The 25,193-nt window shown below is 60.9% G+C and carries 25 protein-coding genes; 23 read left to right on the top strand and 2 right to left on the bottom strand.

All coding sequences use genetic code 11. From position 1 onward, the window contains the following. Positions 1-132: 132 nt before the first annotated feature. From ACTG4J_RS02665 to ACTG4J_RS02570, 20 genes are all read left to right on the top strand, one after another. Positions 133-978 (top strand): fumarylacetoacetate hydrolase family protein, encoded by an 846-nt coding sequence (locus ACTG4J_RS02665; RefSeq protein ID WP_439136948.1) that lies wholly within the window; start codon positions 133-135, stop codon positions 976-978. A 108-nt stretch (positions 979-1,086) separates the two neighbouring features. Beyond that, positions 1,087-2,019 carry a VOC family protein gene (locus tag ACTG4J_RS02660; protein ID WP_439136947.1) on the top strand — a complete coding sequence of 311 codons (933 nt, stop codon included), beginning with the start codon at positions 1,087-1,089 and terminating at the stop codon, positions 2,017-2,019. Between the two features lie 23 nt (positions 2,020-2,042). Then, positions 2,043-2,600 carry an NADPH-dependent FMN reductase gene (locus ACTG4J_RS02655; protein WP_439136946.1) on the top strand — a complete coding sequence of 186 codons (558 nt, stop codon included), beginning with the start codon at positions 2,043-2,045 and terminating at the stop codon, positions 2,598-2,600. 34 nt (positions 2,601-2,634) lie between these two features. Next, positions 2,635-3,522, top strand: coding sequence for an alpha/beta hydrolase (locus ACTG4J_RS02650; protein ID WP_439136945.1), 888 nt, complete (start codon positions 2,635-2,637; stop codon positions 3,520-3,522). Beyond that, positions 3,519-4,553, top strand: a complete 1,035-nt coding sequence (locus ACTG4J_RS02645) for an Ldh family oxidoreductase (RefSeq protein ID WP_439136944.1) — start codon at positions 3,519-3,521, stop codon at positions 4,551-4,553. The genes ACTG4J_RS02650 and ACTG4J_RS02645 overlap by 4 nt, the downstream gene beginning before the upstream one ends. A gap of 55 nt (positions 4,554-4,608) precedes the next feature. After that, positions 4,609-5,073, top strand: coding sequence for a tripartite tricarboxylate transporter TctB family protein (locus tag ACTG4J_RS02640; protein WP_439136943.1), 465 nt, complete (start codon positions 4,609-4,611; stop codon positions 5,071-5,073). A 2-nt stretch (positions 5,074-5,075) separates the two neighbouring features. Next, positions 5,076-6,575: a tripartite tricarboxylate transporter permease gene (locus tag ACTG4J_RS02635; RefSeq protein ID WP_439136942.1), complete on the top strand. Its 1,500-nt coding sequence runs from the start codon at positions 5,076-5,078 to the stop codon at positions 6,573-6,575. A 97-nt stretch (positions 6,576-6,672) separates the two neighbouring features. After that, entirely contained in the window at positions 6,673-7,632 is a 960-nt protein-coding gene (locus ACTG4J_RS02630; RefSeq protein ID WP_439136941.1) for a Bug family tripartite tricarboxylate transporter substrate binding protein, read from the top strand. A 69-nt stretch (positions 7,633-7,701) separates the two neighbouring features. Then, a complete protein-coding gene (locus ACTG4J_RS02625) occupies positions 7,702-8,073 on the top strand; it encodes a YciI family protein (protein ID WP_439136940.1) in 372 nt (123 codons plus the stop codon). A 52-nt stretch (positions 8,074-8,125) separates the two neighbouring features. After that, the gene (locus ACTG4J_RS02620) at positions 8,126-8,455 is read left to right on the top strand and encodes an NIPSNAP family protein (protein WP_439136939.1); all 330 of its coding nucleotides are present in this window, start codon (positions 8,126-8,128) and stop codon (positions 8,453-8,455) included. 49 nt (positions 8,456-8,504) lie between these two features. Beyond that, entirely contained in the window at positions 8,505-9,305 is an 801-nt protein-coding gene (locus ACTG4J_RS02615; RefSeq protein ID WP_439136938.1) for a crotonase/enoyl-CoA hydratase family protein, read from the top strand. A gap of 218 nt (positions 9,306-9,523) precedes the next feature. Beyond that, positions 9,524-10,459 (top strand): 2-hydroxyacid dehydrogenase, encoded by a 936-nt coding sequence (locus ACTG4J_RS02610; RefSeq protein WP_439136937.1) that lies wholly within the window; start codon positions 9,524-9,526, stop codon positions 10,457-10,459. Between the two features lie 260 nt (positions 10,460-10,719). Further along, positions 10,720-12,462 carry an Ldh family oxidoreductase gene (locus ACTG4J_RS02605; protein WP_439136936.1) on the top strand — a complete coding sequence of 581 codons (1,743 nt, stop codon included), beginning with the start codon at positions 10,720-10,722 and terminating at the stop codon, positions 12,460-12,462. Positions 12,463-12,556: 94 nt separating this feature from the next. Then, on the top strand, positions 12,557-13,510 hold the full coding sequence (locus ACTG4J_RS02600) for a sialic acid TRAP transporter substrate-binding protein SiaP (protein WP_439136935.1): 954 nt from the start codon (positions 12,557-12,559) through the stop codon (positions 13,508-13,510). Positions 13,511-13,593: 83 nt separating this feature from the next. Next, a complete protein-coding gene (locus ACTG4J_RS02595; protein WP_439136934.1) occupies positions 13,594-14,184 on the top strand; it encodes a TRAP transporter small permease in 591 nt (196 codons plus the stop codon). Between the two features lie 10 nt (positions 14,185-14,194). Next, positions 14,195-15,475, top strand: a complete 1,281-nt coding sequence (locus ACTG4J_RS02590) for a TRAP transporter large permease (protein ID WP_439136933.1) — start codon at positions 14,195-14,197, stop codon at positions 15,473-15,475. Between the two features lie 145 nt (positions 15,476-15,620). Further along, a complete protein-coding gene (locus ACTG4J_RS02585) occupies positions 15,621-16,361 on the top strand; it encodes an SDR family NAD(P)-dependent oxidoreductase (RefSeq protein WP_439136932.1) in 741 nt (246 codons plus the stop codon). A 65-nt stretch (positions 16,362-16,426) separates the two neighbouring features. Next, positions 16,427-17,953, top strand: a complete 1,527-nt coding sequence (locus ACTG4J_RS02580) for a UxaA family hydrolase (protein ID WP_439136931.1) — start codon at positions 16,427-16,429, stop codon at positions 17,951-17,953. A gap of 28 nt (positions 17,954-17,981) precedes the next feature. Continuing rightward, positions 17,982-18,728, top strand: coding sequence for an SDR family oxidoreductase (locus tag ACTG4J_RS02575; RefSeq protein ID WP_439136930.1), 747 nt, complete (start codon positions 17,982-17,984; stop codon positions 18,726-18,728). Positions 18,729-18,743: 15 nt separating this feature from the next. Beyond that, positions 18,744-19,592, top strand: coding sequence for a fumarylacetoacetate hydrolase family protein (locus ACTG4J_RS02570; RefSeq protein WP_439136929.1), 849 nt, complete (start codon positions 18,744-18,746; stop codon positions 19,590-19,592). A gap of 98 nt (positions 19,593-19,690) precedes the next feature. Here ACTG4J_RS02570 and ACTG4J_RS02565 read toward each other — a convergent pair whose 3' ends face one another. Both ACTG4J_RS02565 and ACTG4J_RS02560 read right to left on the bottom strand, forming a co-directional pair. Next, positions 19,691-20,986 (bottom strand): ribulose-bisphosphate carboxylase large subunit family protein, encoded by a 1,296-nt coding sequence (locus tag ACTG4J_RS02565; protein ID WP_439136928.1) that lies wholly within the window; start codon positions 20,984-20,986, stop codon positions 19,691-19,693. Then, positions 20,983-22,359 (bottom strand): four-carbon acid sugar kinase family protein, encoded by a 1,377-nt coding sequence (locus tag ACTG4J_RS02560; protein WP_439136927.1) that lies wholly within the window; start codon positions 22,357-22,359, stop codon positions 20,983-20,985. Before ACTG4J_RS02560 ends, ACTG4J_RS02565 begins: the two co-directional genes overlap by 4 nt. A gap of 124 nt (positions 22,360-22,483) precedes the next feature. On the opposite strand from ACTG4J_RS02560, the gene ACTG4J_RS02555 reads away from it, so the two are divergent. From ACTG4J_RS02555 to ACTG4J_RS02545, 3 genes are read left to right on the top strand one after another with little or no spacing between them, the layout of a single operon-like run. Next, a complete protein-coding gene (locus tag ACTG4J_RS02555; RefSeq protein ID WP_439136926.1) occupies positions 22,484-23,314 on the top strand; it encodes a phosphogluconate dehydrogenase C-terminal domain-containing protein in 831 nt (276 codons plus the stop codon). A gap of 32 nt (positions 23,315-23,346) precedes the next feature. After that, complete coding sequence (gene nanR, locus ACTG4J_RS02550) at positions 23,347-24,150, top strand: transcriptional regulator NanR (protein WP_439136925.1); 804 nt, start codon at positions 23,347-23,349, stop codon at positions 24,148-24,150. A 57-nt stretch (positions 24,151-24,207) separates the two neighbouring features. Next, the gene (locus tag ACTG4J_RS02545) at positions 24,208-25,176 is read left to right on the top strand and encodes a TRAP transporter substrate-binding protein (protein ID WP_439136924.1); all 969 of its coding nucleotides are present in this window, start codon (positions 24,208-24,210) and stop codon (positions 25,174-25,176) included. The last annotated feature ends 17 nt before the right edge of the window (positions 25,177-25,193 follow it).

Raw genomic sequence — 25,193 nt, 5'->3', positions numbered from 1 at the left:
TTCATCGCCAGGTGCAGTTGCACCGTGGATTTTCGAATATCCTATCTACTCCCGGTTGGACAGATTTATCCAGAAAGGCCATTCTCGTCCAGTGTTTCAATGATTCGATTATTTTCGAAAAAAGGGATATGCATGCGATTGATATCCTTCGTCCATGATGAACGGTCTTCTTGGGGTGCCGTGGCGGACGGGATTATCTATGATCTGGGCCATCCCGCGGTCGGCCGATTTCCAGATCTGAAATCCTTTATCGCCGCGGGCATGCCAACGGATCTGTTGCGACATACAGCGGCACCTTCCTTGCGGTTCGACGCGGTGACATTGGCCCCGGTAATCCCCAATCCCGACAAGATCGTCATGGCGGCCGTGAATTATTGGGATGGGCCACCCGACCCGGACAAGGCACCGCCCTATCCTGTGCTTTTCCTGCGCTTGCCATGCTCGCAGATCGCCCATGGCGCAGCGCTGATCCAGCCGCGATCCTCGCAAAAGCTGGATTTCGAGGGTGAGCTTGCCGTGATCATCGGCAAGGGGGGGCGTCATATCTCGGAACCGCAGGCCATGCGCCATGTGGCGGGATATTCGATCTATAATGACGGGAGCGTGCGCGATTGGCAAAAGCACTCGCATCAATTCACACCGGGCAAGAACTTCACCGGCACGGGTGCCTTCGGGCCGTGGATGGTCGCAGCAGATGATCTGCCGATCGCGCAGTCGGGTGTGTCGATGGTGACGCGCGTGAACGGGGTCGAGAAACAGCGCACCGACACCTCGCGCATGATTTTCGATATCCCATACCTGATTTCCTACATCTCGACTTTTGCACCTTTGGTGCCGGGGGATGTGATCGTCACGGGCACCTGCACCGGCTTCGGCACGACGCGGCAGCCGCCGGAATTCCTGCGGCCAGGGGATGTGGTCGAGGTCGAGATCGCGGGCATAGGCGTGCTGTCGAATACCGTCGCAGCCGAGGAATGATGCGCCCGCGACGCCGAAAGCACCCGACGCGACCTTGCTGATATTTTTTCCACTAATTTCATATTTTCGAAAATGTTTGAGGTTTTTGAAACCGCGTGCTAGCACCTGATGGACACAGACGAAACGAGGGACGGTATGCACTATCTGGTGAATTCCGTAGGACATGTTCAGCTCAACGTCGTGGACGTTGATGCGATGGTGCGCGAATCTTGCGACATCCTCGGATTGCGCGTGACACGCCAGCAGGCTGGAACGGTCTGGCTATCCTCCAATGGGCGCATGGCCGAGTTGGTGCTGCATGAGGCGCCCGAGAATGCGATCCGCTCGCTTGGCTTCGAGGCAGTGTCAAACGCGGCAGTGGCCGTGGCCGCCGCGCGCGTTGCCGCTGCAGGATGCCGGCTGATATCCGAGGAGCCGAGCCTTGATTGCTGCGATGCAGGCATGCGCTTCGTCACCCCGCAAGGCCATACATTCGAGCTGCACGCGCCGGTCGCAACCGAGATCTATGGCAACCGTTACGCGACCACGGGCATGGCACCCCTGCGCATCGATCATGTGAATATCACCTCGCCCGAACCCGCCGAGACCCGCGCCCAGATGGAGGCGATCATGGGCATGCGCCTGTCCGAGCGGATGGTCGATGATGGGCTTAGCTGGATGCGCGGCGCAAACCGGCTACACCACATTCTCGGGATCGTTCGTGGCGATACGGGGCTGCACCATTATTCGTGGGAAGTGGCCGAGTTCTCCGACTACTGCCGGCTTGGTGATCTGCTCGATACGGTCGAGAAGAACTTCATCTGGGGGCCGGGTCGGCACCGGCCCGGCGACAACACATTCGCCTATTACATCGATGCCTGCGGCGCGATGGTCGAATGCGCGGGCAATATGGCGCTGATCAATGATGACGACCGGTATGTGCCCAATGTGATCACCGCGCTGAAACGTCCCGACAATGTCCGCGTGATGAATGTCTGGGGCGAACCTGCGCCGCTCCCGTGGCGCGAGCATCACTTCCCATGGGCGGCACCTGCAGCATGAGCGCGTCGAGGAAGGATAGTTCCGTGATACGGCTCGGTATTCTTGAAGGGTCATTGCGCCGCGCCTCGCTGTCGCGCGCGGTCGGGCGTGCGGTGTCGGGGCTTGCCCCTACGGGCATGGAGGCCGTGATCTTGCCGGGTCCGGGCAATCTGCCGCTGTTCAACCAAGATGTGCTGGACGAAGGCATGCCCGACAGCGTGGCGGCCTTGGTGGACGCGGTCACGGCGATGGATGCGGTGCTGATCGTCACCCCGGAATACAACTGGTCCATCCCCGGCGCCCTCAAGAACGCCATCGACTGGCTGTCGCGCGTGGACCCCAACCCGTTGGCCCGCAAAGCTGTCGCGATCTGGAGCGTCTCGCCCGGCCTGTTGGGTGGCGCGCGGGTCCATGAAAGCCTGCGCCAGACGTTGCACAGCCAAGACATGCTCATCATGGCCAAACCCGAAATCCAGATCACGGGCGCCAAGGGCAAGGTCGATGTCGTGGCGGGCACCATCACACATCCCGAGACCGAAACCTTTCTGCGCGGTCATCTGTCCAGTTTCGCAGAGTTCTCCAGCCGGTGGGGTCGCAGCTAGGCGCGACCGCCATCCGATGACAAGGCAACGACCCATGGAACACCCGCTGTCTTTCATGTCCGACGGTTTGAAACTGTCCGGTGTGCTGCATGTGCCAGACAGCCGCAAACCCGGCCAGCGCCTGCCGACCTTCATCGTGCTGCACGGTTTTGTGGGGACCAAGGACAAGTCTCATGTCGAGCTTGTCGCGCGGATGTTGGAGGAATTCGGATATTGCGTCTTTCGCATCGATTTCCGCGGCTGCGGCCAGTCCGAAGGCGCGCGGGGCGAGGTGCGCTGTTTCGACCAAGTCGCCGATACGCGCAACGCGCTGACCTTCATCGCCCAGCGCGAGGAGGTGGACCCCGACTGTATCGGCGTGACCGGCCACAGTTTCGGCGCGGCGGTTGCGATCTTTACCGGCGGCGTCGATCTCCGGGTGGCCTGTGTCCTGTCGCTCTGCGGCTGGGGCGATGGCGAGCGCAAATTCCGCGGCCAGCACCCCACGCCCGAGGCTTGGGCGAAATTCACCGGCATTCTGGAAGAAGGTCGCCGCCACCGGGCCGAAACGGGCGAAAGCATGTGGGTGTCACGCTTCGATGTCGTGCCCATCCCCGAAGAGCTGCGCAAGAACCTGTCGCCGCATGCCCAGTTCGAAGTCCCGGTCGAGACCGCGATCAGCATGTATCATTTCCGCGCAGAAGATGTTGTCGCCGATATCGCGCCTCGCCCGCTGTTGCTGTTCCACACGGCTGGCGATGTGATCACGCCGATGGAGCAATCCATCAGCCTGTTCCAAAAGGCCGGCGCCAATGCGGAGTTGATGATCCCGACCGGCGTGTCCCATTTCCCCCTGTCCGACGAGGATGCGCCGCATACCCGCGCGCTGATCTCGGCATGGCTGAAGAAATTCTTTCCCACCCCATTGAGCGATAGCGCATGATCCGGTTTCGCCCAGACGACCTGAGGGAATATGCAGCCGCCTTGCTGCGCGGGGCGGGTTACACCTCGGGTCACGCGGAACGCACGGCGGACATTCTTGTTTGGGCGAATGAGCGGGGTGCGGAATCGCATGGTGTCCTGCGCATCCCGCGTTACGGCGAGATGGTCGCGCAAGGGCTGATTGACTCCGTGGCCACACCGACAGTCATCTCGCAGCAAGGGGCCGTCGCCGTACTCGAGGCTGCACATGCGCCCGGCCCCTCGGCCATGGTGATGGCGATGGATGAGGCGATCGAGATCGCCGGGCGTCTTGGGATCGGCTGGTGTTCGGCGCGCAATATCACCCATGCCGGCGCGGTCGGGTATTTCGCCTTGCGCGCCGCCGAGCGCGGCTATCTGGGGATCGTGATGACGGCATCCGGCCCGCTTATGGCCTATCACGGCGCGCGGGTCGCGGGGGTGTCGACCAACCCGATTTCGATTGCCGTTCCGGGCCGGGAACGCCCCTTGTTGCTGGATATGTCCACATCGACCGTGGCGCTGGGCAAGATCATGCACGCCCGTGACACCGGCAGCGCCATCCCGGAAGGATGGGCCATCGATACGTCGGGCCAGCCCGCCACCGATCCGGCCAAGGTCGCCACCCTGACCCCGCTTGGCGGGGCAAAGGGTTCGGGCCTGTCGCTGATGATCGAGGTGTTGGCCAGTGTGCTGATTTCCAACCCCGCCATCTCGGGCGTCTTGTCAGGGGGCAAGGGGGCGATGAACGGGGTGGCGCTGGCGATCCGGATCGACGCCTTTACCGATCCCGACATATTTGTCGCGCAGATCGCGGAATTGGCCGCAGGGCTCAAGGCCTTGCCGAAAGCGCCCGACACAAATGAAATCCTCATGCCGGGCGAGCGGGGCTTTCGCCTTGCGGCCGAACGCCAAAGCGCCGGCATCCCGATTGCGAAAGGCACGCTCGACCGTCTGGCCGTCATGGCAGGCAGGTTGGGCATCACGGCGCCCATGGCAATGGAGCTGCCTTGAGGCACCACGCGACACACCGGGCCAGAAACAGCCGCGCGAGAAAGGAGGGGCGATCATGCAGGACATAGACCAAGACCGACCATCCATCTTGCGGCGCGCCCTGAGTGGCGGCGTGCTTTTGGTCATCGGGCTGATCATGCTGGCGGTGGCGTGGGATTATCCGGTGGGCCGCCTGACCCAGATGGGGCCCGGCTTTATCCCGCGTATCATCGGGCTTTTGATCTGCGCCCTCGCTGTCGCCATCATCATGGCGGATATCATGGCCGCGCGCCTGCCGCGTGACGGCACGATGCATTGGCGTGGACTGGCTTTCATCTCGGCCGCGATCTTGATTTTCGCGGCGCTTGTCGATCGCGTGGGCCTTGTGCCGTCCATGTTTCTTGCCGTTGCCATCTCGATGTTCGCCGATGACGAGGCGCGCCCGCTCAACGTGCTGATCTATGCATCGCTCGCAACACTTGGCGGCTGGCTGTTGTTTCTCGTGGCCCTCGAATTGCCGATCCCGGCGTTCTGGAGGTAGCGATGATCGACCAGCTCTTCCTTGGTCTGAATGTCGTGATGCAGCCACATGTGCTGGTCTATGCCTTTATCGGTGTATTCATCGGGCAGTTGATCGGCGTACTTCCGGGGATCGGGGCGATCACGGCAATCTCACTTTTGCTGCCTGTGACCTTCTACCTCGATGCCACCACCTCGATGATCATGCTGGCGGGGATCTATTACGGCTCGCAATACGGCGGCTCGATCGCATCGATCTTGTTGAACCTGCCCGGCACGCCCTCCTCGGTTGTCACCTGCCTCGAGGGCTATCCGTTGGCGCAGAACAACCGCGCGGGGCTTGCGCTGTTCGTGGCGGCGTTCTCTTCTTTCGTGGGGGGCATGGTGGGCGTCGCCATTCTGGTTTTGGCCGCGATCCCGATGACGCTGATCGCGCTGCGCTTCGGTGCGCCGGAATACGCGATGCTGGTGATCCTTGGCCTGTTGGCCGCCTCGCTCATCGGGACCGGCTCGCAGATCCGGTCATTCGCGATGGTTGTGTTGGGCATCGCGCTTGGGCTTGTGGGTGCCGATCAGACGACAGGCTATTACCGTTTCGTCGCGGTGCCGGAACTGGCCGATGGCATCAGCCTTGTGTCGCTGGCCATGGGCCTGTTCGGTGTCAGCGAGATCATCCGCAATGCCGCCACGCGCACGCCGCCCGGCCCTGCCTTGGCGCTGAGGATGCGCGATGTGCTTCCCACACGGGCCGAGGCGCGGACCCTCGCCTTTCCGATCCTGCGCGGCTCCAGCGTGGGTAGCTTCTTTGGCGCTCTCCCCGGCACGGGGGCGGCGATCGCGTCTTTCATGGCCTATGCGTTGGAACGGCGTTTCTCGCGGACGCCGGACAAGTTCGGCAAGGGGCATCTGCCCGGCCTTGCCGCGCCGGAATCCGCCAATAATGCCGCCGCACAGACAGGTTTCATCCCGACCCTGACGCTCGGCATTCCCGGCGATGCGGTCATGGCGCTGATCATCGGTGCGTTGATCTTGAACGGGATCGTCCCCGGACCCCGCCTGATGACTGATCAACCCGAACTGTTCTGGGGTGTCATCGCCAGCTTCCTGGTCGGCAACATCATCTTGCTGATGATCAACATTCCCCTGATCCGGCTATGGGTGCTTTTGCTGCGCATCCCGTATCAAAAACTTTATCCGGTTATCATCGTGATGATTTGCGTTGGCGTCTATTCGCATCGCACCAGCGTCACTGATGTCGTGCTGACGCTGGCCTTCGGGGTTCTGGGTTACCTGATGAAGAACTATCGGTTCGAACCCGCTCCGGTGCTTCTGGGCTTTGTCCTCGGCCCGCTGCTCGAGGATAATTTCCGCCGCGCCATGCTGATCTATCGCGGCGATTTCACCATCTTCGTCACCCGCCCCATCAGCGCGATCCTCGTCGCCTGTTCGGTGGCGCTGATCGCTTATGCAATTTGGTCGAGCATGACTGCCCGGCGAAAGACCGTCCGGGCAGTATCATCCTGACCGGACAAAGCCGCGTCCGCAAATGGCGCGAACAAGGCCAATGGGAGGTCCTAGGCCTTACAAGACTGGACGATGGAAAAACATTGGGAGGAAGACCATGATCAAGACAATACTCGTCGCTCTACCGCTCACATTGGCACTTGCGGCGCCATCCTTCGCGCAAGAATTCCCCGATCGCGCAATGCGGATCGTTCACGGCTTTGGCGCAGGCGGCAACGCCGATGTCGTATCGCGCATCATGGCGGAGGCGATCTCGGCCGATCTGGGCGAGCCCGTCGTCGTTGAATCGCGCCCCGGCGCGGGTGGCACCGTGGCCTCGGGCTATGTCGCGGGCGAAGCCGCCGATGGCTACACCATGCAACTGCTGGTCGGCGGACATGCCGTGGCGGCGGCGCTCTACAATCAGCTGCCTTATGACTCGGTGAATGATTTCACCTTCCTTTCGACAGTCGGGCAGTTCCCGTTCTTCGTTGCAGCACGCGCGGGCGAATACGACTCGATCAACGCCCTCATCGAAGCGGCGCTGGCCGATCCCGGTGGGATCGTCATCGGTCATTCCGGCGTCGGTTCAACCCAACACCTGACCGGCGAGCTTCTGGGCCTTCAGACGGGAGTGGAGTTCATTCATGTGCCTTATCAGGGCGGTGCTGCCGCCAGCACGGCGCTGATGGGCGGCGAGGTCGATCTGATCATCGACGCAGGCACCGTGATCCGAGGTCAGGCCGATGCGGGCGTCTTCGATGTTCTGGCCGTGACCTCGGGGACGCGTTGGCCCGACGCGCCGGATGTCCCCACGCTGGCCGAAACGGTCGCACCGGGCTTTGACGTCATTTCCTGGACTGCGCTTGGCACGCCTGCTGGTCTGCCTGACGATGTTGCAGCGATCTTGAGCGAGTCGATCTCTGGCGCGCTGGCACAGCCTGCCGTGCAGGAAAGTATTTCGGCTCTGGGCGCGAACCCGACCGGATCGACGGGGGCCGAGCTTCAGGCATTGATCGAACGTCAGATCGGCGTCTGGACCGAAGTGATCGCTGCGGCGGGCGTTGAAAAGCGTTGAACCCAAAAAGCATGCGCGGCGGCAATGCTGCCGCGCATCCACCGCTCTTGCTATATTCACGAGGCAGGGATGACCGCGAAAACACCGGAAGAGCTATACGCCACCATGCTGCGCCGCTCGCTTTGGGTGGTCACCACCCGGCCGGCACGCGGTCCCGGCATGCAAGCGCTATTGCCCGCCCATCTGGACTACCAAATCGCATTGGAGCGTGAAGGCCACCTTTTCGGTGCGGGCCCCATCTTCGAGGAGGGCGGCACCGTTCCGACCGGCGGCATGATCATCTTGCGCGCAGAAGACGAGGCCGCAGCCCGTACCATCGCCGATGCCGATCCGTTCCATGCGGCTGGGTTGCGCGCATACACGCTGCACCGCTGGATGTTGAACGAAGGCGCGATGACGTTCACCATACGCTACTCCGATCAGAGCGCTATCATCGGCTGAAACCATCACCCTCGCCCATATGGACAGGTTGGACCGAACCCAAGGATACCCCATGATCTACGAGATGCGCGTTTACGCTTGCGTGCCGGGTGGTTTGCCCGCGTTGTTGCAGCGGTTCGAAGATACGACACTGCGCATATGGGCGCGGCTCGGCCTGCGCCCTGTCGGCTTTTTCACTACGCTTGTCGGGCCATCGAACCACGAGTTGACCTATTTCCTATCTTGGGAAAGCTTGGCCGAGCGCGAACAGCTATGGACAGCTTTTGCAACCGATCGCGAATGGGTCGCGGCGCGCGCGGCGCATCACGCGGCACATGGCGAGGTCGTGGCCAACATCGCGTCAAGCTTCCTTACGCCAACCGCTTTCTCTAAAATGCGTTGAACGTAGGTACGATAGTCCCATCGCACCGCAACGGGGCAGGACATTCCGCATGACCACAAAACTTCTCATCACCCAAGATGAGGGCATCGCGACCCTGACCCTGAACATGCCAGAGCTGCGCAATCCGATCACGGATGCGGACATGATCGACGAGATTTGCGCCGCGATGGAATGGCTCAACACCGATCAGTCGATCCGCTGCGCGATCCTGACCGGCGCAGGCAAAGCCTTTTCCTCGGGTGGCAACCTCAAACATATGCGCGACAAGGAGGGCATCTTTGCAGGCGATGCCATCGCGGTGCGCAACGCCTACCGCGCGGGCATTCAACGTGTGGCGAAAGCGGTCTGGTCGGTCGAAGTGCCGATGATCGCCGCGGTGAATGGGCCGGCCTATGGGGCGGGTTGTGATCTGACGCTGTTTTGCGACATCCGCATCGCTTCTGAAAACGCGACATTCGCCGAGAATTTCGTGAATGTCGGAATCATCTCGGGCGATGGTGGGGCGTGGATCTTGCCAAGACAGGTGGGGCTGTCGCGCGCCAGCGAGATGGCCTTTACTGCCGATGCGATCGATGCCGATACGGCGCTGGCATGGGGGCTGGTATCGCGGGTCACGCCACCCGATGCGTTGATGAACGAAGCAATGGCGCTAGCCCGCCGTATCGCGCGCAATCCGCCCCGTCAGCTTCGCTTGACCAAACGCTTGTTGCGTGACGGAACCACGGCAACGCTGGACCAAATTCTGGAACTGTCGGCCGCCTATCAAGGTGCGATGCACCAGACCGCCGATCACGCAGAAGCCGTCGCAGCCCTCCTTGAAAGGCGCGAGGGGCGTTTCAACGGCGATTGAACCTTGGGTGCGGTGCGCGCCCTCATGCGGCTTTGGGAAAACGACCTTCGATATCCACATGTGGTCTCGAACCGGGGCCTTTGCCATGTGCTTGGGCCATAAGGCTGGCTTGACCATGGGTATCTTGCTAGGTTGCAAAGCGACCGCTCACTGGGCGCGCCGGCCTTTTCTGGACAACAGCGTTCCTTGACCACGATTTTCAGCGATGGATTTCACGGATGACCCACACCCTTGCCATCGGACACTATGAGCCCGAGGAAATCGACGCATTCCAGAGCCAGTTCGCGGCCTTGGTCCTGCCAGATCTCGCTGCCATGGCGGCGCTTGACCCCGCGCTGAGAGAAGGGGTGCGCATCGTGGCTTACAAAGGGCATGAGCCCTTCGGCCCGCTTCAAATGGATGGTTTGCCCGGCCTCGGTCTGATCGCCAATTACGGGGTCGGTCACGACGCCATAGACGGCGATGCTGCACGCGCACGTGGCATCACCATCACCATAACGCCCGATGTGCTGAACGAAGATGTTGCGGATCTGGCCCTATGCATGTGGATCGCCGCCTGTCGGGGCGTGATGGGAGCCGCCGCCTATCTGCATCGAGGCGACTGGGTGGCGGGGCAGCCACTCGCCTTGGGCACCAAGGCCAGCGGCCGCAAGGTGGGTATTGTGGGGATGGGCCGAATCGGTCGTGCCGTCGCCGACAGGTTGGCGCCGTTCGGCTGCGAAATCCATTATACCGCCCGCGCGGATAAAGGCGTGGCTGGTATGCGCTGGCACGCGACTCCGCGCGCGATGGCGCAAGACGTTGATGATCTCATCGTCACGATCGTTGGCGGAGAGCAGACGCGCAACCTCATCGGCCATGACACGCTTGCAGCACTCGGGCCCGGATATATCATCAATGTCGCACGCGGATCTGTGATCGACGAAGACGCCCTTGTTGCGGCGTTGAAAGAGGGGCGTCTGGCTGGTGCGGCGCTTGATGTTTTCGCGCATGAGCCGCAAGCGAACGCGCAGCTTCTGGCGTTGCCGAATGTGCTGTCTTTACCGCATATCGGCAGTGCAACAGTGCAAACACGCGCCGCGATGGCAAGTCTTCAGCGCGCCAATATCGCAGCATTCCTTGCGGGCGCACCATTGCCCAGCCCCGTCCCTTAGCGCCGGGAAACGCGCGCACGATCCGGCGGAATCGGTCTGCCCCAAGGGCGAGGATCGTCGTTTCATTCGCATGACGATCACGGCCCGCGAAGCATGGCGGCAACCAAGCGCCGCGGAGCCTTGCGGTCACCCCAGATCGACACGTACGCCCGCTTGCCGCAAGGCTCGCCAATTTGACACTCTTCAAAGTAATGGTTGACCTTCGCCCTGAGTTGGGCGTGGATATACAATATATCCATGCGAAGACGGTTGGATCAGGGATGCAAAAAAATCAGCTTGAACGCGTCAAGTTGTCGGACCTCGCCCGAGAGGAGATCCGCGAGCGTATCATTTCCGGCACCTTTCCAATGGGACGGAAGCTGCCCGAGAACGAGCTGTCTGAGCTTCTGGGCATGAGCAAAAGCCCTATCCGTGAGGCGCTACTGCAACTTGAAAGCGAAGGTTTGGTAGAAATGCCACCCGACCGGACCGCACAAGTATTCTCGATGGGCAGCGGCACGATCGCCGAATTGGGTGAACTGCGCCTGATCCTCGAGCGCGAGGCGCTGACGCTTGCCATCGCGCGCAACCGTGCAAGCTTGACCGAAACGCTCGACGGGATCGTCGACAAAATGCGCGCGGCCCTCGATGTCGCGGATGCCTCCAGCTACCGTTTGCTCGACCGCGATTATCACACGGCGATCTTCGATCTGTGTGGCAATGGATACCTGCGATCGAACTACCTGTTGTTGTCATTCCGCATCCAAGCCCTTCGCAACTGGCTTTCGCGCGAAACAGAACTCAACACGATTTCATTGGCCGATCATGCTGAAATCGTGGCGTTCATCCGCAGGGGAGACAGCGCTGGCGCAATGGCGCTTTTGCAAAAACATGTCGGCGAGACGACGGCCAATTACCTTGCGCGCTTCGGCTCGAACGACAATGCCGCCAAGGCACAAGGCGCCGCACGAAGGGTGATGCTGCCCGAAATCGAGCGTTTTTGCCGGACGGCACTTGATGAAGTTGGAGCCAATGCGCTGACCATCGAAGCGGTCATCGGGGCATTGTCCCATGCTTCAGGCTTGGGTGTGGACTCGCACGGTTATCGCCTTTTGCCCCATTACCTCGAAGGTTTCGCACGCGGGCGGTTGAACCCAAAGCCATCGCCGCGCTTTTCACAGGGCAAGGGCGGCGCAGCAGTGCTGGATGCCGATGACGCCCACGGTGCCGTGGGCGGCTATGAGGCGGCGCGCCACGCCGTCGCCTTGGCGCGGCAAAATGGTATCGGGGCGGTCGCTATCCGCAATTCATCGCATTTCGGCCCAGCGGGCGCTTATGCAATGGCGATCGCCGAGCAAGGCATGATGGGATTGGCCGTTTGCAATTCTGATAGCTTCGTTCGCCTTCAAGGCGGCGCGCAGCGATTTCATGGCACCAATCCCATCGCGGCCGCTGCCCCGTCTGATGGCGCGCGGCCATGGCTGTTTGACATGGCCACCAGCGCAATCCCGTTTAACCGGGTGCAACTGGCGCACGCGCTGGGTCTGAGTTTGCCGCCCGATGTTGCCGCCGATGCCGAGGGCCGCTTCGTCACCAATCCCGCCCAAACCGAAATGTTGGCTCCGCTTGGTGGCGCGCTGTTCGGCTACAAGGGCGCGGGCTTGGCCGGCTTGGCCGAGATATTGTCGACGGCTTTTTCGGATGCCCCGTTGAGCGTGGAGTTGCCGCCGATGATCAGCGACGACATGGAAACGCCGCGCCATCTGGGGGCCTTTGTGCTGGCGCTGGACCCTGATGCCTTTGGCGGCAGTACGGTCTTTCGCGCGGTGGTCGGTCGTTACATCAGCCATATCCGGCAATCGCGAGCGGCCGAGGGGCAGCGCGTCATGGCGGCAGGTGATCGCGAATGGGAGGAACAGACGCGTCGCAATGCCGAGGGAATTCGCCTCGATCAAGGCACGGTCGACGCGCTCAACTGTTTTGCGGCGGAGAGATCCATCCGACCGCTTGAGACGGTGTCGTGAAGCGGCACCCGAAGCAAAATTGGATCACTGAAAGGGAGGAAGGAAAATGACAAATTGGTTCTTTGGAAAGACCCTAGGACTGGCGGCCAGCAGTTTGGCCATCACATCTGTGATCGGATTGGCAAGCCCGGCCCAAGCAGCTGATCGTGTGCTCAAATGGGCGCATGTCTATGAATCGTCCGAGGCCTATCATACCTGTGCCGTCGCGGCCGATGATGCGCTGCGGTCGGCTACGAACAATCGACTCGGGATTGAGGTTTTCCCCGCCTCATCACTCGGCAGCGAGGTCGATATCAACGAAGGCCTCGGTTTGGGCACGGTCGATATCATCTACACGGGGCAACTCTTCGCCGGGCGCGCTTTTGGCCCGATCGCAATTGGCGGGGCACCCTACATGTTCCGCGATTACGCCCATTGGGATACGTTCCGCAATTCCGACCTGTTTGACGAACTCGCCGCCGGTTACACGGCAGCCAGTGGCAACCACGTCGTTGCAATGACCTATTATGGCGCGCGGCATGTGACCTCGAATATCCCGATCACAAGCCCCTCTGATATGGAGCGGCTCAAAATCCGGGTTCCCAATGCGCCGCTCTACATGATGTTCCCTCGCGCGGTCGGGGCCAACCCGACGCCTATCGCCTTTGCCGAGGTCTATCTTGCGCTACAACAAGGCACAGTGGATGCGCAAGAGAACCCGCTGCCGACCATTCAGGCCAAGGCCTTCTACGAGGTCCAGACCAATATCAACCTTACTGGGCACATCACGGATGCGCTTTTGACGATTATTGGTGGGCCGACATGGGGAAGCCTGAGCGCCGATGATCAAACCGCGCTGGCGGCGGTTCTGGAAGACACGGCCACCTGTGCCACCGATGCGATCATCCAGCTTGAGTCCGAGTTGACCCAGTGGTTCCGCGATCAGGGCGTCACCGTGAATGAGGTCGACCGTGGCCCGTTCATCGAAGCGGTCAAGGTCATGCACAATGGTGAAATGGCCAGCTGGGATCAGGCAACCTACGATCGGCTGCAGTCCCTCAGCCAGTAAAGCCACGCCACCAATGCGACGACCGGGAGCTGTTTCTCACCCCGGTCGTCGTCCATCGTGACCGCCAGCCGCAGGGGGCTACCATGACCGACCCGAATGAAGGGTACGCGACACAAAAAGAGCCCGAGGCTCTCTCGACCGTGCCACATGATAGTGAGGACGAAGAGATTAGCCTGTCGGATCTGCGCTGGGATGATGGCGTTGTCTTTGTGTTCTTTTGGGTATTGGCCTTTGTGGTCTTTTTGCAATTTTTCACACGCTATGTTCTGAATAATTCATTTGGTTGGACAGAAGAAATCGCCCGGTTCTTGTTGATCGGCGTAACCTTCACTGGCTCTGTCATGGCGACGCGCAAGCACAGCCATATCGCCGTGGAATTCATTTATCGTTGGGTGCCGCGCACGCTGCGACGCATCGCTCAGGCCGTGATTGATGCCATCTGCATCGGCTTTTTTGGACTCATGGCTTGGTATTCCTATCAGGTGTCAGGCCGGACGCAGCAGATGATGGTATCCATCGATGTATCAAAATCCCTTGTTTATCAGGTCTGTGCTGCCTGTTTTGCGGCCATGGCGATTTATGCGGCAATCAATGCTTGGCGACATCTGCGCACAGGCAGCTCGCGGCTGATCGACCCCGATCTTTCGTCTCACCGCAACGTCGGTCTGGACTAGGAGCAACATCGTGGAAGTTATTCTTCTTTTCGGTTCTTTGGCGATCATGCTGCTGTTGGGCGTGCCGGTGGCCATCGCGCTGGCGGGCTCGGCGCTGTTGTTTATCGTCACCAACATGACAGTGCCGCCCTTCGTGGTCGCGCATCGCATGATCAACGGTGTCGACAGCTTTCCTTTGCTGGCGGTGCCGTTCTTCATTCTGGCCGGCAATCTGATGAATACGGCCGGGATCACGCATCGCATCTTTCAGTTCGCCTTGGCCTTGGTCGGCTGGCTGCGCGGCGGCTTGGGGCATGTCAATGTCGGGGCTTCGGTCATTTTCGCCGGCATGTCGGGCGCGGCTGTCGCCGATGCCGGTGGGCTGGGCGCAATCGAGATCAAGGCCATGCGCGATGCCGGTTACGATGATGAATTCTCGGTGGGCATCACGGCGGCATCCTCGACCATCGGACCGATCATTCCGCCGTCTTTGCCGATGGTGATCTATGGTGTGGTTGCAGGGGTTTCCATCGGACAGCTTTTCGCGGCCGGGTTCATTCCGGGCCTGATCATGGCGCTTTCCCTGATGGGCTTGGTTGCCTATATCGCTTGGAAGCGGAATTACCCGCGCGATCAGGCATTTCGATTGTCGGTTCTGTGGTTCACTTTCCGCCGGGCCTTTTTGTCCCTGTTGACGCCCGTGATCATCGTCGGTGGCATTCTTTCAGGTGCCTTCACCCCGACCGAGGCTGCGGTAGCGGCCTGTGCATGGGCGCTTTTCCTGGGCCTCGTTGTCTATCGCACCTTGACCGTGCCGAGGTTCCTGCGCGTCAGCTTCGACACGATCGAAACCACGGCAGTTGTTCTTTTGGTGGTGGGCGCGGCCTCGATCTTTGCCTGGGTGCTGACCGCCAACCGTGTGCCCGAGTTGGTGGCGGGGATGCTTTTGGCCGCATCGGATCGGCCTTGGGTGATCTTGTTGCTGATCAACCTGATCTTGCTCATCGTGGGCTGCTTCATGGAAACGGTGGCCGCGATCACGATCATGGTGCCGGTTCTGTTGCCCGTCGCGATGGAGTTGGGGATCGACCCGGTGCATTTCGGCGTCATCATGGTACTGAACCTTATGATCGGTCTGCTCACGCCACCTGTGGGGATGGTACTTTACGTTCTTGCACGGGTGGCCAACATACGCTTCGAGCGCGCCGTGGTCGGGACCGCACCATTCATCATTCCCTTGGCACTTGTGCTGTTGCTGATCACCTTCGTTCCACAGGTCGCGATGTGGCTGCCCACCTTGCTGTACCGTTAAGGGCCATGCGGGCCGGATGTTTCGCCACGGCGCGGCACAACATATGATCGGCCCAGAACAACAAGACCCACGCGCGGCATCCGCGCTTGGGTGGATGATCAAGCGGGGCTGAACCGGCCCCATTCAAACCAACAGGTGAACGCAGATGATGACATTCGAGGGACAAGTCGCGGTCGTGACCGGCGGTGCGCAGGGGATCGGGCAAGCGGTGGCCAAACGGATCGCCGCCGCAGGCGGGCGGATCGTGTTGTGGGATATCGACCTGCCGCTGGCCAGTATAGCCGCCGCCGACCTCGGGATCGGGGGGCTGGCCTATGGTGTCGATGTGAAATCATGGGAGAGCGTATCGGCCGCCTGTGCGCAAACGCTGAGCGCTTGCGGTCGGATCGATGTGCTGGTCCATGCCGCTGGCATTGCCGGGCCCAACGCGCCCTTGGCGGAATACGACGTGGCGGCCTTCGCCGAGATCCAGGCCGTCAATCTTTTGGGCACCTTCCATGTCAACAGGGCCGTGGTTCCCGGCATGCAGGCACAAAATTATGGGCGTATCGTCAACATCGCCTCGGTGGCGGGCAAGGACGGGAACCCCAATGCCTCGGCCTATTCGGCATCGAAGGCTGCGGTCATTGGCTTGACGAAATCGCTGGGAAAAGAACTGGCCAATCATGACATCGCGGTAAATTGCGTCACCCCCGCGGCGGCGCGCACCCGGATATTCGACCAGATGAGCGAGGAACACATTTCCTACATGCTCTCGAAGATACCGCGCGGTCGCTTTCTCGAACTCGACGAGGCGGCAGCGATGATCAGTTGGATCGCCAGCCGCGAGAACAGTTTCACCACAGGGTCGGTGTTCGACCTTTCTGGAGGACGCGCAACGTACTGAGCGCAACCGATGTTGCGCTATACCGACCGCAGCCGCCGCAATTCGCCTTTCAACCGGAGACAGAAATGACCAAGAACCTGCCGCGTGTGATCCGGCTTCACCCCAGCGACAACGTCGCTGTCGCGCTCGAGGATATCGGCAAGGATGCGCAGCTGGCGGAATTCGGGCTAAACACCCGCGATCAGATTCCGCGCGGTCACAAGGTGGCCTTGAATGATCTGGCGATCGGTGACCCGGTGCGCCGCTATGGCCAGCTTATCGGGGTGGCGACCGCTGCGATCGGGGCAGGTGGTCATATCCACAGCCACAATCTCGGGATGGGCGATCATCGCCAGGACTACGCCTTTGGCGCAGATTGCCGATCCCTGCCCGCCGCGACCGGCGAGCGCAGCTTCATGGGCTTTCACCGCAGCGACGGCAAGGTCGGCACCCGAAACTATCTCGGCATCCTGACATCGGTGAATTGCTCGGGTTCGGTCGCGCGCTTCATCGCCGAAGCAGCCGAGCAGTCGGGCATGCTTGCGGATTTCCCGAACGTGGATGGGGTCGTTCCAATCGTGCATGGCACGGGATGCGGGATGTCGGGCGACGACGAAGGATACACTGCCCTCTTCCGGACCATCGCGGGCTATGCGCAGAACCCGAATTTCGGCGGTATCCTTTTGGTCGGGTTGGGGTGCGAGGTGATGCAGATCCCCGACCTTGTCGGCAAAGGCAGGATGCGCGCCGATGGCAATTTCCGTTACATGACGATCCAGCAAACCGGCGGCACGCGTCGCACCATCGACCGCGGGCTGGCCGTGCTGAAGGATATGGCTGAGATCGCAAATCAGGCCGCCCGCGCACCGGCCCCGGTTTCGCATTTGACGGTCGCGTTGCAATGCGGCGGGTCCGACGGCTATTCGGGGATCACCGCCAACCCGGCGCTTGGCCATGCCTCGGACCTTTTGGTGCGTCATGGCGGCACCACCATCTTGTCGGAAACGCCGGAAATCTACGGGGCCGAGCATCTGCTGACGCGCAGGGCGGTCTCGGCTGAAGTGGGACAAAAGCTGGTCGACCGTATCCGTTGGTGGGAGGACTATACCAAGCGGAACGGCGGCGAGATGGATAACAACCCTTCGCCCGGTAACAAAAAGGGCGGTCTGACCACGATCTTGGAAAAGTCTCTGGGCGCGGTGGCCAAGGGCGGCACGGCACCTTTGGCCGGGGTCTATAAATATGCCGAACCCATTACCACGACGGGCTTCGTTTATATGGACAGCCCCGGCTATGATCCGTGTTCGGTGACAGGGCAGATCGCCAGCGGGGCCAATCTGGTCGTCTTTACCACGGGGCGCGGCTCCGTCTCGGGCTACAAGCCAACGCCGTGCATCAAGCTTGCGACCAATTCCGAGATGTACGCACGCATGGCAGAAGACATGGACCTCAACTGCGGCGACATCGTCTCCGAGGGGGTCAGCGTCGAAGCCAAGGGGCAGGAATTGTTCGAACTGCTCATTCGCACCGCATCGGGCGAGCGCACCAAAAGTGAAGAACTGGGCTTTGGGGGGGCGGAATTCGTGCCATGGCAGATTGGCGCGGTGATGTGATGACCCGGAACAAGGAGGAAAAACAGCCATGAGACTTGAGGGGAAACGCGCTTTTCTGACAGCGGCCGGTGCCGGGATAGGGCGAGCGACCGCACGCGCCTTTGCCGCAGAGGGCGCCGAGGTGATCGCAACCGATATCGACCCTGCCGCCGTCGCCGAATTGACCGCCGAAGGGATACGCGCCTACCAGCTTGACGTCACTAACGGGCAAGCCGTTCAGGCAATGGCCAAGGACGTCGGCGGGGTGGATATCCTCTTCAACTGCGCGGGGTTCGTGCATCACGGCACGATCTTGGAGTGTGACGAGCCCGCCTTTGACCGGTCTTTCGCTTTGAACGTAAAGGCCAATTACGCCGTGACGCGGGCGTTTTTGCCAGCGATGATCGCGTCCGGGGGCGGATCGGTGATCTTTATCGCCTCGGTGGCGTCCTCGATCATCGCCGCCCCAAACAGATTTGTTTATGGCGCGACCAAGGCCGCCGTGATCGGCATGATGAAGGCCTTGGCAGCCGATCATGTGACCCAAGGCATCCGCGCCAACGCGATTTGCCCCGGCACCGTCGAAAGCCCGTCATGGCACGCGCGTGTCCGTGCGCAGGGACAAACCGAGGCAGAGATCGAAGCGGCCCGCAAAGCCTTTGTCGCGCGACAGCCGATGGGGCGCATTGCACAACCTGAAGAGATTGCCGCGCTCGCCGTCTATCTGGCCTCCGATGAAAGCGGCTTCATGACCGGACAAGCCGTCGGCATCGATGGCGGCTGGGCCAACACCTGACTTGGGAGAAGTTCAATGAAATTGTTGCGTTACGGCGCTCAGGGCGCCGAAAAGCCCGGCTTTATCGGTGATGATGGACGCATTCGCGACCTCTCGGCCCACTTGGCTGACATCAGCGGTGCGGCATTATCGGATGAAACCCTAGACCGGCTGCGCGCGCTCGATCAGGCAAGCCTGCCGGTCGTCGAGGGTACGCCGCGATTGGGCCCTTGTGTCGGTCAGGTCGGAAAATTCATCTGTATCGGCCTCAACTATTCCGATCACGCCGCCGAAACGGGCGCACCAATCCCGGAAGAGCCCATCGTGTTCATGAAAGCCACATCGGCCATCACCGGACCAAATGACGATGTCATCATTCCCAAAGGGTCCGAAAAGACCGATTGGGAGGTGGAACTGGGCGTCGTGATCGGGCGCGAGGCCCGCTACATAACCGAGGCCGAGGCCCTTGATCACGTCGCCGGGTATTGCGTCATCAATGATCTGTCCGAGCGCGATTTTCAGATCCATCGCGGCGGCCAGTGGACCAAGGGCAAATCCGCCGACAGTTTCGGCCCCATAGGTCCATGGCTCGTGACCCGTGACGAGGTGGCAGATCCGCAAGCGCTTCAGATGTGGCTGGATGTGGATGGGCATCGCTATCAAGACGGTTCGACCGCAACCATGATTTTCGGTGTTGCCCATGTGGTGGCCTATCTCAGCCAATTCATGAGCTTGCAGCCGGGCGATATCATCTCGACCGGAACACCGCCCGGTGTCGGTTTGGGCCAAAAGCCGGAGGTGTATCTGCGGCCCGGCCAAACGATCCGACTGGGCATCGAAGGCTTGGGCGAGCAGCGGCAAAAAACCCGCGCTTGGGCGGGTTGAACAGGGTCCGGGGCGCTTGTTCCACCAAAGCGCCCCGCATCGACGGCGCATCCTTGGTCAATCTTTCCTCGACCGTTCAGTGAACGGCATTGCCCATTTCAATCGGAAAAGATTGATGGATCTACTTTTGCTGGCGGGAAATGGGCGATGGCACGCGCCAGTTCTTGCGCGTTCTTCGCCATTTCCGAAAGCGAAACGCCATCACGCGCTGCCTGTGCGGACTGTCGCATGGCCCGCACACCTGCCCCGACTCCGTCGGGATGGCTCAACAAACCGCCGCCGGCACAGAAGATGAAATCATCATTGCCCAAAAGCGCCCGCGTCGGGCCGATATGCCATACTGTCTGACCCGAGGATATCACCGGCATGGCCGTCATCGCCGGCGCATCGCCTGTGCATACCGGTGCCTGAACAGAGCGCGCAGCGCGGGCAACCGAGATATCGGACTCGCTGAACTTGCTGGCAAGGCCGCTGACATGAAGATGGTCCGCCCCTGCCAAGCGCCACAGCTTTTGCATCACGGAATAATCAATGCCGATATCGGGCGAACGCGACAACAGCCCCCATCCGGCGCGGTGACCATGGATCGGCATGGTGGTATGGTTGCGGACGACACGCAGCGCAGGCAGGCCGATGGTCTTGAGGCAGACCATGGCGCAGCCTGCCCGATGCTCTTCCAGCAAGTCGAGGCTACGCCGCATCTCGTCGATCTCGCCCGTGATGTTGCAGGCATAAAGCACGCGCTTGCCGGTCCGCTCGGCGTGATCGTTCAACACCGCCATCACCTGCGCCACGCGTTCGGACAATGGGCAGTCGGGGCCGTTGGCCTGTAGCTCGTCATCCTTGATGAAATCGATCCCGGCATCGGCAAGCTGTCGGACCAGATCGGCTGTCTCGGCGGGCGATAGGCCGACGCTGGGCTTGATGATGGTGCCGATCACGGGGCCATCATGCCCTCCCATTGCCGCGCGTGTGCCGGGTGCGCCGTATTTCGGGCCGGGATGGGCATGCGCGAATGCGGGTGGCAGCGTCAGATCGACGAGCCGCACGGCCGACATTTCGGCCAGCTCGAACAGATTGCCCGCAATCGTGGCCATGAGTGTAGGCAAGGATGTACCGAAGTTGCCCATCGGCCAACTGATCGTGACAAGACCACGCTCATAGACCGGGCCGCTCTCGCGCGAGAAAAGGGCTGGCCGGTCGGATGTGCCGGTGATCTCGATCGCTTCGATCCGCGCGGCCGAGCGGTCGCGCAAGGCGTCCGTCTCGCTGGCCAGACGCACGAAGGTACCCGTGGATTGTTCCCCAGCCAGCACGGCGGCCGCATGAGCCACGCCCTTGTGCGATTGGATATCGTAGATCGCCGTGACACGGGTGGTGGTCTGCGCGCTCATCTTGGGCCTCCTCCATTTCTGATCCAGCCAAAATAATCGCGGCTTCCCATCTGGCCGCCTTTCAGCGCCAGTTCTTGCCCATCCATCGCGCCGCTGGCATGCGCCCGAAAGATCGCGGCCCCGGGGATGGTCGGGGCAAGCGCCGAGAGCGCGTAGATGCCAAGCTGGCGTGTCGCATGACCCGATGTATCACCGCCCGATACGACGGCGCGCGCCGGTCCAAGCTCGGCCAGAAGATCGCGCAACAGACGGCCCAATGCCTCGCCGACCCGCTCATTGGCAAGATGCATATCCGTGCCGCTTGTCACGCAGGCGGTGCGGAAGTGAGCGACGCTTGGGTCATCGGGGCCAGTGGCGGTGTGGATCAGCGGATCGCGCCCGCGCGACAGGCTTTGGCGCGCGGCAGCTTTCACCCGTGCGACCTCGGCCATGATCGCCGCCTCGCCACCACAGGCGACGCTTGCATCGAATGCCAGCGCATCGAACCCGTTTTCAGCGGCCCATGCGATCTGACCAGCCGTCACGGGCGAGACGGAGCCGGACACGATGATCGTGGCCTTCGCCCGCCCGATGCCCTGCGGTGCGGGGTGATGCGCCAAGGCCCCGCGCGCTTGCCAATGGCGGATCAGCGCATATTCCACGCCTTGTGAGCCCACGACAAAGGGGCTTTGGTCGCGTGCCTCCCAGATCAACCGCCCGGCCTGCGCCTCGCTGGCTGCATCGACGGCATCCAGTGTGACGATCTGGATACGCCCATCCTCGACTGCGCTCATCGCGGCCCCGCGAAGATCGGCCTGTGCCAGATCCTCCAGCGTGATACAGGCTGCATCGAGTCGATCAGATTGCAGCGCGATATGCCGCGCCACGTCGGATTCCGCCATCGGCGTGACCGGATGGCGCGACATGACCGGATGCCGGTCAAGGCGAAATACACCCTCCTCCAGCCCGGCGAACAAATGGCCAAAGCACTGATAGCGCCGCATCTGTGGGGCTGCGATCAAGACGGGCACGCGGCTTGCGGCACAAAGGTCGGCACCGATTTCAGTGGCCCGCCCGATCGCGCCGACATGGGGGGCAGAATCGAGCGTGGAGCAGGTTTTGTAGTGCAGAAGCTGTGGCCCAAGCGCGCGCAGGGCCGCGAATGCGCCGGGCAATTCGCGGTTCATCCATGCCGGGGATTGCGCCCGTGCGGTCGAGGCGATGCCGACGGCACGCACGCCGGGAAACCGCGCCAATTGCTCGGCTGTGGGCGGGGCGAGAAACAGCACCGCTTCAAGGCCGGAAAAGCTCAAGACTTCCATCACCGCTGCTGCGCCGGTGAAATCGTCGCCATACCAGCCGATCAGGACACCCGTGGGCAGGGTCGCATCCATTCGGTCCCTCCCCTTTCGGACGCCTTGTTGCGGTTTTTCTTGACACACTGATGCGATTACTACCTCATCATACCAGTTGTCAAACCAGACCGTGGCAGGATCCATGGAAGCAAAGGAACGGCGGATGATCAAGCTTGCCCTGTTTGGGGCCGGTGGCAAGATGGGCATGCGACTGGGCGCCAATCTTGCAAAATCGGACGAATTCGAAACTCTGCGAGTCGAAATCTCGCCCGAGGGACAGGCCCGTGTAAAGGCCGCCTTTGGTACCGATTGCGTCACTGCCGAGGCAGCATTGGCCGAGGCGCAGGTCGTGGTGCTGGCGGTGCCCGATACCCATATCGGCGCCGTGACCAAGACGATCATCGACAAGGTGCGGCCCGGTGCGATGGTTGTCTGCCTTGATGCCGCAGCACCCTATGCAGGCCATTTGCCGGTGCGCGATGATATCACCTATTTCGTCACGCATCCTTGCCACCCGCCCATCTTCAACGATGAAACGGACATGGCGGCCAAGCGCGACCATTTCGGCGGGATCGCTGCAAAGCAGGGTGTGGTGAACGCCTTGGTCCAAGGCCCCGAACAAGATTACGCGCTGGGCGAAAGGGTTGCGAACGCGATCTATGCGCCGGTCGTTCGCTCGCATCGCGTCACGCTCGAAGGCATGGCGCTGCTGGAGCCTGGCCTTTCTGAGACTGTTGTCGCCTCGCTTTTGGTCGTCATGCGCGAAGCGATGGACGAGGTCGTCGCCCGTGGTGTGCCGCATGCAGCCGCGCGCGATTTCTTGCTTGGTCACATGAATATTCTGGCGGCCGTGATCTTCGAGGAGGTGGATGGCGTCTTTTCGGATGCAGCCAACAAGGCGATTGAATTCGGCAAGCCCGTCCTCATGCGTGAAGATTGGAAACGGGTGTTCGAAATCGACGAGATCCGTGCAAGTATCGAGCGCATCACCTGACAAACAGGGTCAGGACGACAGGAGTGCCCTAGATGCAAGACAGCGCCGACACACCGCGTGCATATGCCCTTTCGCAAGGTTCGGAAGGCGATAGCGATGATGTGATCGTGCGCCACAAGCTGTCCGATCAAGTGTTCGAGAAACTTTGGCACATGATCGAGACTGGTGAGCTTTTTCCGGGTGATGCAGTCCCCTCGGAACGGGCATTGATGGATCGCTTCAAGGTGGGGCGCCCCGCCGTGCGTGAAGCGTTGCAGAGCATGGCCAACAAGGGCTTGATCTCGATTAATCATGGCGAGCGCAGTCGTGTGAATCAGCTGACGGCGAGCATGGCAATTCGTCAGATGGATTCCATGGCAAAGCTGCTGCTTCTCAAAGATCCCACCGCGCTTGACCAACTCAAGGAGATGCGGAAACTTCTTGAATTGGGGACGGTTCGCATGGCCGCCGAGCGCTGCACGGCGCAAGACGCCGATGAATTGCGGGCAATTGTTTCAAGCCAACAAAGCAAGCGGGATAATGAAGGTGATTTCGTAAAGGCGGATATCGCTTTTCATTTACGAATCGCGGCCATTTCCGGGAATGCAATCATTCATGCCGCAACACAGGCCATGCTTGCTTGGCTTTTCGAGCATTACAAGCCGATGCTGCGTTGGTCGGGCCAAGAACAAACCACTATTTTCGAACATAATCGACTTATAGACTTTATTGAGGATAGGGATGCAGATGGTGCTGAAGTTATGATGCTGACGCATCTGAACCGCTCAGCGCCTTTATATAAAATGACGCAGGAGAAAGGTAGAAACAGCTACCAAAAACCTGCGCTAGACGTCTAACATGACCGAGATTTTGGTTCATGGAAGTGACCTAAGTCCAACATGAGGAGGAAAAAAATGAAACACTGGGTATTGAGTGGCTTTGCAGCCCTGATGATGTCTGGAGGCGCTTATGCGCAACAGAATATTCTTGTTGCCACCACAACGACTGCTACGTCGCACTACGGTGTCGGCGCAGACGCGTTTTTGGCAAAACTGACCGAACTGTCGAATGGCGCGTTCACCGGAGAACAGGCGCCGGGTGGACAGTTGGGCGGCGAACGCGATTTGATCGAGGGCTTGCAGATCGGCTCGATTGATATGGCGATCACGTCGACTGGACCGCTGGGCAATTTTGTGCCCGAGGTTCTGGCGCTCGACTTGCCTTTCCTATTCCGCGACTACGCCCATGCGCGTAGCGTTCTGGATGGCGAGATCGGTCAGGAAATGCTGGACGCCATCGGCCAAAACAATCTTGTCGGTTTGGCTTGGTCAGAAAACGGGTTTCGTCATGTGACCAATTCGCAGCGTCCTGTGACCTCGCCCGCTGATCTTGAAGGGCTCAAGCTGCGCACAATGGAAAACGCCGTCCACATGGCCGCGTTCCAAGGCATGGGCGCCTCACCGACGCCAATGGCTTTCCCAGAGGTTTTCGGCGCGCTGCAACAAGGCGTGATGGATGGTCAAGAAAACCCGATCACCGTCATCACCGCCTCGCGCTTTTGGGAGGTGCAGCGACATGTGACCTTGACCGGCCATGTGTATTCCCCGGCGATCATCCTTGTATCACCCGCGCTGTTCGATGGTCTGACCGATGAGCAGAAGGGCTGGTTCTATGAGGCCGCGCGCGTTGGCGTTGCCGCAACCCGCGCAGAGGTGGACCGTCTGGAAGCCGCAGGCGTCGCACTGATGCGTGAAAACGGGATGGAAGTCATCACCGAGATCGACCGCGCCCCGTTTCAGGCCTTGGCCGCAGAAGCTGCGTGGCCGGTCTACACGGACCGTTTCGGCAGTGCGATGATCGAGCGGATCGTCGCCGCCCAGTGAACTTGGCATCCTGACAC

Origin of the sequence: Roseicyclus sp. (assembly GCF_965662675.1) — a bacterium.
Classification (GTDB): Bacteria; Pseudomonadota; Alphaproteobacteria; order Rhodobacterales; family Rhodobacteraceae; genus Roseicyclus.
The sequence above is the reverse complement of the archived record's forward strand: the minus strand, read 5'-3'. Positions and strand labels throughout refer to the sequence as shown.

Excerpts from the sequence above, each read along its gene's own strand:
- ACTG4J_RS02665 (WP_439136948.1), top strand. The coding sequence starts at position 133 with ATGCGATTGATATCCTTCGTCCATGATGAACGGTCTTCTTGGGGTGCC.
- ACTG4J_RS02660 (WP_439136947.1), top strand. The coding sequence starts at position 1,087 with ATGGACACAGACGAAACGAGGGACGGTATGCACTATCTGGTGAATTCC.
- ACTG4J_RS02650 (WP_439136945.1), top strand. The coding sequence starts at position 2,635 with ATGGAACACCCGCTGTCTTTCATGTCCGACGGTTTGAAACTGTCCGGT.
- ACTG4J_RS02645 (WP_439136944.1), top strand. The coding sequence starts at position 3,519 with ATGATCCGGTTTCGCCCAGACGACCTGAGGGAATATGCAGCCGCCTTG.
- ACTG4J_RS02640 (WP_439136943.1), top strand. The coding sequence starts at position 4,609 with ATGCAGGACATAGACCAAGACCGACCATCCATCTTGCGGCGCGCCCTG.
- ACTG4J_RS02635 (WP_439136942.1), top strand. The coding sequence starts at position 5,076 with ATGATCGACCAGCTCTTCCTTGGTCTGAATGTCGTGATGCAGCCACAT.
- ACTG4J_RS02630 (WP_439136941.1), top strand. The coding sequence starts at position 6,673 with ATGATCAAGACAATACTCGTCGCTCTACCGCTCACATTGGCACTTGCG.
- ACTG4J_RS02625 (WP_439136940.1), top strand. The coding sequence starts at position 7,702 with ATGACCGCGAAAACACCGGAAGAGCTATACGCCACCATGCTGCGCCGC.
- ACTG4J_RS02620 (WP_439136939.1), top strand. The coding sequence starts at position 8,126 with ATGATCTACGAGATGCGCGTTTACGCTTGCGTGCCGGGTGGTTTGCCC.
- ACTG4J_RS02615 (WP_439136938.1), top strand. The coding sequence starts at position 8,505 with ATGACCACAAAACTTCTCATCACCCAAGATGAGGGCATCGCGACCCTG.
- ACTG4J_RS02610 (WP_439136937.1), top strand. The coding sequence starts at position 9,524 with ATGACCCACACCCTTGCCATCGGACACTATGAGCCCGAGGAAATCGAC.
- ACTG4J_RS02605 (WP_439136936.1), top strand. The coding sequence starts at position 10,720 with ATGCAAAAAAATCAGCTTGAACGCGTCAAGTTGTCGGACCTCGCCCGA.
- ACTG4J_RS02595 (WP_439136934.1), top strand. The coding sequence starts at position 13,594 with ATGACCGACCCGAATGAAGGGTACGCGACACAAAAAGAGCCCGAGGCT.
- ACTG4J_RS02585 (WP_439136932.1), top strand. The coding sequence starts at position 15,621 with ATGATGACATTCGAGGGACAAGTCGCGGTCGTGACCGGCGGTGCGCAG.
- ACTG4J_RS02580 (WP_439136931.1), top strand. The coding sequence starts at position 16,427 with ATGACCAAGAACCTGCCGCGTGTGATCCGGCTTCACCCCAGCGACAAC.
- ACTG4J_RS02575 (WP_439136930.1), top strand. The coding sequence starts at position 17,982 with ATGAGACTTGAGGGGAAACGCGCTTTTCTGACAGCGGCCGGTGCCGGG.
- ACTG4J_RS02570 (WP_439136929.1), top strand. The coding sequence starts at position 18,744 with ATGAAATTGTTGCGTTACGGCGCTCAGGGCGCCGAAAAGCCCGGCTTT.
- ACTG4J_RS02565 (WP_439136928.1), bottom strand. The coding sequence starts at position 20,986 with ATGAGCGCGCAGACCACCACCCGTGTCACGGCGATCTACGATATCCAA.
- ACTG4J_RS02560 (WP_439136927.1), bottom strand. The coding sequence starts at position 22,359 with ATGGATGCGACCCTGCCCACGGGTGTCCTGATCGGCTGGTATGGCGAC.
- ACTG4J_RS02555 (WP_439136926.1), top strand. The coding sequence starts at position 22,484 with ATGATCAAGCTTGCCCTGTTTGGGGCCGGTGGCAAGATGGGCATGCGA.
- nanR (WP_439136925.1), top strand. The coding sequence starts at position 23,347 with ATGCAAGACAGCGCCGACACACCGCGTGCATATGCCCTTTCGCAAGGT.
- ACTG4J_RS02545 (WP_439136924.1), top strand. The coding sequence starts at position 24,208 with ATGAAACACTGGGTATTGAGTGGCTTTGCAGCCCTGATGATGTCTGGA.